Genomic DNA, 9606 nt, shown 5'->3' on the forward strand with positions numbered 1-9606 from the left:
GCCCGACCGCCAGCAAACCGGTCCACCGGACGGCGCGAACCCCGGGGCGGGCCCCGGGATTCGCGCCGTCCCGGGCGGCTACGCGCGGCCCGGGCGCAGCCATTCGCGCATCACCGACAGCAGGTGGTCGGTCTCCACCGGCTTGGTGATGTGGTCGGTGGCCCCGGCCTCCAGGGACTTCTCGCGGTCGCCCTTCATGGCCTTGGCGGTCAGGGCGATGATCGGCAGGCCGGAGAACTGGGGCATCCGGCGGATCGCCTCGGTGGTCGCGTAGCCGTCCATCTCCGGCATCATGATGTCCATCAGGACCAGCGCGACGTTCTCGTGCTGCTCCAGCATCTCGATGCCCTCGCGGCCGTTCTCGGCGTACAGCACCGTCAGGCCGTGCTGCTCCAGGACGCTGGTGAGGGCGAACACGTTGCGCACGTCGTCGTCCACGATCAGCACCTGCTGGCCGTCGAAGCGCGCGTCGACGCGGCCGGGCCGCGGCGGGGCGGGCTCCACCTGGCGGCTCGCGACGGTGGTGTCCAGCGCGGCGGTGCGCCGGCGCTCCACCGCGCCGCGGCGGCGCTCCTCGGCCAGCTCGCGGACCTCCTGGGCCCAGTGGTCGGCCGGGTTCTCGCCGACCGGCACGGGCGTCCCGACCGGGGTCACCCCGACCGAGGCGCGCAGCGCCGGGGCGTGCGGCGCTGCCTGGCGTTCGGTCGCGGCCGCGTCCGGCGCCTCGGTGCGCAGCGGCAGGTAGAGGGTGAACGTGGAGCCCTCGCCCAGCTCGCTCTCGGCGTGGATCTCACCGCCGAGCAGCCGGGCGATCTCCCGGCTGATCGACAGCCCGAGCCCGGTGCCGCCGTACTTGCGGCTGGTCGTGCCGTCGGCCTGCCGGAACGGTTCGAAGATCTCCCGCAGCTTGTTGCCGGGGATGCCGATGCCGGTGTCGGAGACCGAGAAGGCGATCAGCTCGTCGTCCGGGCCCTGGATCGAGCCGGCCTCCAGCAGCTGCTCCCGGACGTGCTGCGGGACCTCCGGGCCGGCCGGGGCGATGGAGAAGTCGACGGCGCCGGTGTCGGTGAACTTGACCGCGTTGGAGATCAGGTTGCGCAGCACCTGCTGGAGCCGCTGCTCGTCGGTGTGCAGGGTGACCGGCAGGGCCGGCGAGACCCGGACGGCGAAGTCCAGGCTCTTGTCCAGCGCGACGGGCTGGAAGGTGGCCTCGACGTAGTCGACCAGCTGGACGAGGGCGATCCGGGCCGGGCGGACGTCCATCTTGCCGGCCTCGACCTTGGACAGGTCGAGGATGTCGTTGATCAGCTGGAGCAGGTCGGAGCCGGCCCCGTGGATGGTGTCGGCGAACTCGACCTGCTTGGGCGAGAGGTTGCCCTCGTTGTTGTCGGAGAGCAGCTTGGCCAGGATCAGCAGCGAGTTGAGCGGGGTGCGCAGCTCGTGCGACATGTTGGCGAGGAACTCGCTCTTGTACCGGGAGGCCAGGGCGAGCTGCTCGGCGCGCTCCTCCAGGACCTGCCGGGCCTCCTCGATCTCGCTGTTCTTGATCTCGATGTCGCGGTTCTGCTGGGCGAGTTGCTCGGCCTTCTCCTGCAACTCCTCGTTGGTGCGCTCCAGCTCCTCCTGGCGCGCCTCCAGCTCGGCGGAGCGCATCGAGAGCTCGGCGGTGAGCCGCTGGGACTCCAGCAGCAGCCCCTCGGTCTTGGTGTTGACGCTGATGGTGTTCACGGTGACGCCGATCAGGTCGGCGATCTGGTTGAGGAAGTCCAGCGCGACGGTGGTGAAGGAGCTGAAGGTGGCCAGCTCGATCACACCGAGCAGCCGGCCCTCGAACAGCACCGGCAGCACCACGATGTGGGCCGGCGAGGCCTCGCCGAGACCGGAGGCGATCTTCAGGTACCCGGGCGGCGCCTCCTTGAGGATGATCGCCCGCTTCTCCACCGCGGCCTGGCCGATCAGCGACTCGCCGGGGCGGAAGGTGGTCGGCATCGCGCGCCGCTGGTAGCCGTAGCTGCCGATCAGGCGCAGCACGGTGTCGTTCTCGTCGTCGTCCTCGGTGATCAGTTCGGCGGTGCGGCCGGCCGGCTGGGCGAGGAAGAAGGCGCCGTGCTGGGCGGAGACCACCGGGGTCAGCTCGGTCATGATCAGCGAGGCGACCGCCTCCAGGTCCCGGCGGCCCTGCAGCAGGCCGGAGATCCGGGCCAGGTTGGTCTTGAGCCAGTCCTGCTCCTGGTTGGTCCGGGTGGTCTCCCGCAGGTTGGCGATCATCTGGTTGATGTTGTCCTTGAGCTCGTCGAGCTCGCCGGCGGCGTCCACGTCGATCCGCAGGCTCAGGTCGCCCCTGGTCACCGCGGTGGCGACCTGGGCGATCGCGCGCACCTGCCGGGTCAGGTTGTTGGCCAGCTCGTTCACCGACTCGGTGAGGTCCTGCCAGGTGCCGTCCACGCCGGGCACCCTGGCCTGGCCGCCGAGCCGTCCGTCGGTGCCCACCTCGCGGGCCACCCGGGTGACCTCGTCGGCGAAGGCCGAGAGCTGGTCGACCATGGTGTTGATGCTGGTCTTGAGCTGGAGGATCTCGCCGCGCGCGTCGACGTCGATCTTCTGCGACAGGTCTCCGCGGGCCACCGCCGTGATCACCAGCGCGATGTTGCGGACCTGGCCGGTCAGGTTGTTGGCCATCAGGTTGACGTTGTCGGTCAGGTCCTTCCAGATGCCGGCCACGCCCGGCACGCTCGCCTGGCCGCCCAGGGTGCCGTCGGTGCCCACCTCGCGGGCCACCCTGGTCACCTCCACCGCGAAGGAGGAGAGCTGGTCGACCATCGTGTTGAGGGTCCCGGCGAGCGCCGCGACCTCGCCCTGCGCCTCGATGCTGATCTTCTTGGAGAGGTCGCCGCTGGCCACCGCGGTGGCGACCTCGGCGATCTTGCGGACCTGTCCGGTCAGGTTGGACGCCATGAAGTTGACGTTGTCGGTCAGGTCCTTCCAGATCCCCGACACCCCGCGCACCCTGGCCTGACCGCCCAGGATGCCCTCGGTGCCCACCTCGCGGGCCACCCGGGTGACCTCGTCGGCGAAGGCCGACAGCTGGTCCACCATCGTGTTGACGGTCGTCACCAGCTCCAGGATCTCGCCCCGGGCGTCGACGGTGATCTTCTTGGAGACGTCGCCGCGGGCCACCGCGGTGGTCACCTCGGCGATGTTGCGGACCTGGCTGGTCAGGTTGTTGGCCATCAGGTTGACGGAGTTGGTCAGGTCCTTCCAGGTGCCGGACACCCCCGGCACGCTGGCCTGGCCGCCGAGGATGCCCTCGGTGCCGACGTCCCGGGCCACCCTGGTCACCTCGTCCGCGAAGGCGCCCAGCTGGTCCACCATCGTGTTGATGGTGTTCTTCAGCTCCAGGATCTCCCCGCGCGCGTCCACCTGGATCTTCTGCGAGAGGTCGCCGCGCGCCACCGCCGTGGTCACCTGGGCGATGTTGCGCACCTGATCGGTCAGGTTGTTGGCCATGAAGTTGACGTTGTCGGTCAGGTCGCGCCACACGCCGGCCGCTCCGGGGACCTGTGCCTGGCCGCCCAGCCGCCCCTCGGTGCCCACCTGGCGGGCCACCCGGGTCACCTGCTCGGCGAAGCCGGAGAGCTGGTCCACCATCGTGTTGATGGTGTTCTTCAGCTCCAGCATCTCGCCGCGCGCGTCCACCTCGATCTTCTGCGAGAGGTCGCCGCGCGCCACCGCCGTGGTCACCTGGGCGATGTTGCGCACCTGGCCGGTCAGGTTGTCGGCCATGAAGTTCACCGAGTCGGTCAGGTCGCGCCAGACCCCGGCCACGCCCGGCACCTGCGCCTGACCGCCCAGCCGTCCCTCGGTGCCGACGTCCCGGGCCACCCCGGTGACCTGCGCCGCGAACCCGTTCAGCTGGTCCACCATCGTGTTGACGGTGTTCTTCAGCTCCAGCATCTCGCCGGCCACCTCGACGGTGACCTTCCGGGACAGGTCGCCCTTGGCCACCGCCGTGGTCACCTGGGCGATGTTGCGCACCTGCGCGGTCAGCCGGCCGGCCATGGTGTTGACCGAGTCCGCCAGGTCCTTCCAACTGCCCGACACGCTGCGGACCTTGGCCTGGCCGCCCAGCTTGCCCTCGGTGCCCACCTCGCGGGCCACCCGGGTCACCTCGTCGGTGAACTCCGAGAGCTGGTCCACCAGGCCGTTCACGGTCCGGCCGATCTTCAGGTACTCGCCGCGCAGCGGGTGGCTCACCCCGTTGCTGTGCAGCGAGCGCAGCTCCATCTTCTGGTCCAGGTCGCCCTCGGCGATCGAGGTCAGCACCCGGCCCACCTCGGACATCGGGCGGGCCAGGTCGTCGATCAGCGCGTTGCAGTTGTCGACGGCCGCCATCCAGGCGCCCTCGCCCGCGCCCGTCTCCAGCCGCTCGTTCAGCCGGCCCTCGCGGCCCACCGCCCGGCGCACCCGGGCCAGTTCGCCGGTCAGGTGCTGGTTGCGCTCGGCGACCTCGTTGAACACCGCGGCGATCTCCGCCAGCGGCCCGTCCCCCGGGACGGTCAACCGCCGGCGGAAGTTGCCGTCCCGCATCGCGGTCAGCGCGGACAGCAGCTTCCGCAGCTCGGCCGGCTCCGCTCCCCGGTTGTGGTTCGCTCGCCGGCCGGCCGCGTTCCGCGGCGCGGTCCCGGACCGCCCGCCGCGCTGGGCGGGCGGCGTCGTACCGGTTGCGTCCTTGGTGGCCGAACTCAACGGGCCCCTCCCACATCGTGAACTGTCCGGTGACCTCCCGTGCCGGTACGGCACGCACCCGGCACCGGCCCGGCCGGGCTGCGCCGGCGGCCCACTCGGTCCACCGGCACCCGCATCGACCGTACTGCTCGAACCGACCGTCGCGGACCCCCCAGTCTGGCAGCACCGGCACCGGGTGCACGGCCGGTTGCGCTCGGTTGGTGCCCCGCCGTCCGAAACAGGTGGGCAGAATCACCCTCAGGTGCCTGTTTCGCCGCCCCGCCCCCACGGGGAACCAAGCGGAAAGTAGGGTGGAGCGCTGCACCGGGCCGCGACCCGCCCCAGCGCCGCCGCCCACCCCGACGGCACGCGGGGGGAGTCCGCACCGCACCCCGGACAGCCAGGGCCAGAGCAGCAGAGGAGAAGTGGCAACGTGGTCACCGCGCGCGCAGCCGCCACCTTCGACCCCGACGGCCGGTCCGCGGCCGCCGCCAGGGGCTTCGTCCGGGACGCGCTGCTCGGCTGGGGCCTGCCCGAGGTCGTCGACGACGCCGTCGTCCTGGTCAGCGAGCTGGTCACCAACGCCGTCGTGCACGCCGGCACCGCCGCCGAGGTCTGCTGCCTGCGCGAGGAGGGGACGGTGCGGATCGAGGTCACCGACCACCACCCCGAGCGCAGCCTCCCCTCGCTCGGCGACGGCCCCGTCACCGCCTCCGACCGCTACGCCGACCCCGAGGGCGAGGGCGGCCGCGGCCTGCTGATGTGTTCGGCCCTCGCCGAGCGCTGGGGCGTCGAGTACGCGGCCGGCACGAAGACCGTCTGGTTCCGGCTCGCCCTGCCCGCTCCGGTGGCCGGCACCCGCTACGCCGTCCCCGCCACCCCCGGCAGCGACCTGCCCAGCGGCCCGGGCCCGGTGCACGTGGCCGTCGTCCAGCTCGACGAGGACGGCCGCGTCCTCGCCTGGAACCCGGACGCCGAGGCGCTCTTCCGGTACCCCGCCACCGCCGTGCTCGGCCGCCCCTGGGCCGACCTCGCCGTCTGGCCCCAGCCGGCCGACCGCGGCCCCGACCTGGCCGACACCCTGCGGATGGCCCGCTGGGAGGGCGGCTACGGCGTCCGGCGCGCCGACGGCGAGGAGGTCGAGGTCTACGGCGTCCAGGTCCGCGTCCGGGACACCGAGGGCGTCCCGTCCACCCTCTGTCTGCTCGTCCTCGAACCCGACCGCGCGGTGCTCCGCTCCCCCGCCCGCACGCTGCCCGGCGAGCGGACCGACCCGACCGGTCCGCGGCTCGACCTGCTGGCCGGCCCGGTCGCCACCGACGACCTGGACACCCTGCTCCAGCGCACCGTCGAACGCGCCCGCGACCTGCTCGACGCCGACGCCGCGTACCTGCTCCTCACCACCGAGGACGAGACCGAGTTCGAGGTCCGCGCCGCCACCGGACTCACCTCCGGCCACCGCCGACGGGCCCGGTTCCCCGTCGACACCGGCAACCGGTACGACTCCGCCCGGCTGCCCTCCGTCCACGAGGACCTCACCGCGCGACCGACCGGCCTGCCGCTGCTCACCGGCAGCGGCATGCGCTCCCTGGTCACCGTGCCGCTCAAGGTCGAGGGGCGGCTGATCGGCTCGCTCGGCATCGCCACCGCCGCCCCCGGCCGCTACGACAACGAGGACGCACTGCGCCTGCAGTTCGCCGCCGACCGGGTCGCCCTCGCCGTCGAGAGCACCCGGCTCACCGAGCTGGAGCGGCTGCGCCGGGGCTCGCTGTCCTTCCTCGTCGAGGCCTCCGACCTGCTGGCCGGCACCCTCGAACACGAGCAGACCCTCGCGCTGATGGCCCAGATGGCCGTTCCCACCCTCGCCTCCTGGTGCGCCGTCTACACCAAGGGCGACCACAGCGCCGCGGCCGGTCTCGCCTTCGTCCTGCACGAGGACGAGGACCGCATCGACCCGTTGCGCGGCCTGCTCGAGAAGACCCCGGCCCCGGAGGCCGGCCCGACCCACGGCGTGCGCTTCTGGTCGGCTCCCGTCGAGACCGCCGCCGCCGGCGGGCTCGACGACGGCCCCGAACTCGCCGGCCTGCTCGGGGAGACCGTGGTCCTCCCGCTGACCGCCCGCAACCGGGTCATCGGCCTGCTCGCCCTCGGCGTCCCGTCCGGCGTCCGCTTCCGCCAGGAGATCCTCGAACTCGCGGAGGACCTCTCCCGCCGCGCCGCCCTCGCGCTCGACAACTCCCGCCTCTACTCCGAGCGCACCGCCACCAGCCAGGCCCTGCAGCGCAGCCTGCTCCCGCCCGAGCTGCCCGAGATCCCCGGTGTCGAGGTGGACGTCTACTACCAGGCGGCCGGCGAGGGCAACGAGGTCGGCGGCGACTTCTACGACCTGTTCACCATCCGCGAGGGCACCTACGGCTTCGCCATCGGCGACGTCTGCGGCACCGGCCCGGAAGCCGCCTCCGTCACCGGACTGGCCAGGCACTCGCTGCGCCTGCTCGCCCGCGAAGGTCTCGACGCACCGCAGGTGCTCCGCCGGCTCAACGCGGCCATCCTGGACGAGGGTTCGCGCAGCCGCTTCCTCACCCTGCTCTACGGCGAGCTGACGCCCCGCCCGGACGGCAGCACCGAGCTCTCCCTGGTCTGCGCCGGCCACCCGCTGCCGCTGCGGCTGCGCACCGACGGCCGGGTCGACCGGGCGGCCACCCCGCAGCCGTTGCTCGGGGTCATGGACGACCTCGACCTGACGGCCGAACACCTGGTGCTCTCCCCCGGCGAGGTCCTGCTCTGCGTGACCGACGGCGTCACCGAACGCCGCGAGGGCCGCCGGATGCTCGGCGACGACGGACTCGCCGAGGTGCTCACCGGCTGCACCGGTCTGACCGCCGGAGCGGTCGCCCTGCGCGTGCAGCGCGCCGTCGAGCGCTTCGCCCCGGAGCCGCCCTCCGACGACATGGCCATCCTGACCCTGCGGGTGCCGGCCCAGCGGACCGCCTGACCGGATCCGTCGGATTCCGGCCCGTTCCGGGGCCGGCCGTGAGCGTTCGACAGCTGACGACGTCACGAATTGTTGGATTCACAAGGGTACAAGCGAGTTCGGCCGGGTACACCGATCTCACCGGGGAATCCCCCGGCGGGGACGCGACCAGCGGCTCTCCCGCTGGCCCATCACTTCTGACCGCAGCCCGCGCACGCTCCAGCCGTGCGCCCTCGGCGCGGTCGCGCGCATCCACCTCATCGGACCACACCACTGCCTTGACTGCGCCCTGCGCGCGCCCAGAGTGAAAGGAGCCTCCGGTGAGCAACGAAGCTACCGGGGCAACGAACGCCCGCTCCACCGGAGCCGACGCGGGTAACCTCGGCTACCTCGCACTCGGCCTCACACTGCTCGCCTACGGCCTGCTCTCCACCGGGATCCTCAGTGGCACCGGGGTCGGGGACGCGGCACAACTCGCCCACCTCGTCGGCGGAATAACCCTCTTCGTCGCGGGCCTCTGGCAGCTCCGCGGCGGCGAGGCCTTCACCGGCACCGCCTTCACCAGCCTCGGCGCCTTCTGGGCGACCTGGTCCGCGGCCGGCGGGGCCGGCAAGAACGCCGCCGGGCTCTTCCTGCTGCTGTGGGCGCTGCTCGCCCTCACCCTGACCGCGGCCAGTTGGGGCGCGGGCCTGGTCAGCCGCGTCGTCTACGGCCTGTTCACCCTCTCCCTGGTCCTGTCCGCGGTCGCCACCTTCGGTGGCTACGGCGGGCTCGCCAAGTTCGCCGGCTGGGTCGCGGCCGTCTCCGGGCTCGCCGCCTGGTACTGGGCCACGTCCGCACTGAGCAACGGCGCCTGGGGCAGGATCTCCCTGCCGCTCAAGTGACCTGTTCCGGCTGATCCACCGCACCACGCCGGGGTCGGGCCTCCGTGTCGACGGAGGCCCGGCCCCGCCGGCGTGCCACCAGCGCCAGCACGGCGTACGCGAGGAGCAGGATCAGGACGGCGACGATGCCGTCCGCCCAGAAGTGGTTGGCCGTCACCACCACCACCGCGACCGTCAGCACCGGGTGCAGCAGCACCGCCCACCGCAGCGGACTCCTCGACACCCGCACCACCGCGACCGCCGCCAGCACGCACCAGGCGACGTGCACCGACGGCATCGCCGACAACTGGTCCGCCACCACCACCCCGCCGACGGCACCGCCGTACACCGACTGCCCGTACTGCGCGGCCACGTCGACGAAGCCGTTCTGCGGCAGCATCCGCGGCGGCGCCACCGGGACGAACTGCACCAGCAGGCAGACCGCCGTCGTGATCACCACCGTGTTCCGCACCCACGCGTACCGCTCGCGGTGCCGCAGGAACACCCAGAGCAGCACCGCCAGCATCACCAGGAAGTGCATGACCGCGTAGTAGTAGTTCGCCAGCTTCACCAGCACCGGGTACGGCGTGACCGCCGCCTGCCAGGACGCCTCGTCCGGCAGGCCGACCGCCAGCTCCGTCCGGTGGATCCACCCCGCCCGGTCGACCGCGTGGTCCGCACTCATCACCGACAGGTGCCCCACCAGCTGCCAGAGCGCGAACAGCGCCAGCAGCGTGCCGGCCTCCCGCAGCAGCGCCGACAACGACGGCTTCCGGACCCTGCCGGCGGCGTACGCACCACCGTAGAGAGCGACCGCGGCGCCCCCGGCTGACTGCCAGGTAAGGGTCAGGTTCTGCAACGGATCGCGCCTCTCCAGCCAACTCCGGTTCGTGTGTTGGCAGAGGTTAACGCAAAAAGACCCCCTCCCGAGTGGGAGGGGGTCTTTTTGGAATGATTGTTCGGCGGCGTCCTACTCTCCCACAGGGTCCCCCCTGCAGTACCATCGGCGCTGTGAGGCTTAGCTTCCGGGTTCGGAATGTAACC

Annotated in this window: 4 protein-coding genes and 1 rRNA gene; 2 read left to right on the top strand and 3 right to left on the bottom strand. The window is 72.2% G+C overall.

Annotated elements, in window-relative coordinates; all coding sequences use genetic code 11:
- Window positions 1-78: 78 nt before the first annotated feature.
- Window positions 79-4746, bottom strand: a complete 4668-nt coding sequence (locus tag ACIRS1_RS27270; protein WP_402844422.1) for a HAMP domain-containing protein — start codon at window positions 4744-4746, stop codon at window positions 79-81.
- Between the two features lie 412 nt (window positions 4747-5158).
- Here ACIRS1_RS27270 and ACIRS1_RS27275 point away from each other — a divergent pair, with 412 nt between their 5' ends.
- Together ACIRS1_RS27275 and ACIRS1_RS27280 are read left to right on the top strand one after the other, a co-directional pair.
- Window positions 5159-7720: a SpoIIE family protein phosphatase gene (locus ACIRS1_RS27275; RefSeq protein WP_402844425.1), complete on the top strand. Its 2562-nt coding sequence runs from the start codon at window positions 5159-5161 to the stop codon at window positions 7718-7720.
- 299 nt (window positions 7721-8019) lie between these two features.
- Window positions 8020-8583 carry a GPR1/FUN34/YaaH family transporter gene (locus tag ACIRS1_RS27280; RefSeq protein ID WP_402844427.1) on the top strand — a complete coding sequence of 188 codons (564 nt, stop codon included), beginning with the start codon at window positions 8020-8022 and terminating at the stop codon, window positions 8581-8583.
- On the opposite strand, the gene ACIRS1_RS27285 is transcribed toward ACIRS1_RS27280, so the two are convergent.
- Window positions 8576-9421 carry a phosphatase PAP2 family protein gene (locus ACIRS1_RS27285; protein WP_360221045.1) on the bottom strand — a complete coding sequence of 282 codons (846 nt, stop codon included), beginning with the start codon at window positions 9419-9421 and terminating at the stop codon, window positions 8576-8578. The two genes, ACIRS1_RS27280 and ACIRS1_RS27285, sit on opposite strands and share 8 nt — an antisense overlap.
- A 98-nt stretch (window positions 9422-9519) precedes the next feature.
- A 5S ribosomal RNA gene (gene rrf, locus ACIRS1_RS27290) occupies window positions 9520-9606 on the bottom strand; the annotation flags it as partial.

Origin of the sequence: Kitasatospora sp. NPDC101176 (assembly GCF_044768035.1) — a bacterium.
Classification (GTDB): Bacteria; Actinomycetota; Actinomycetes; order Streptomycetales; family Streptomycetaceae; genus Kitasatospora.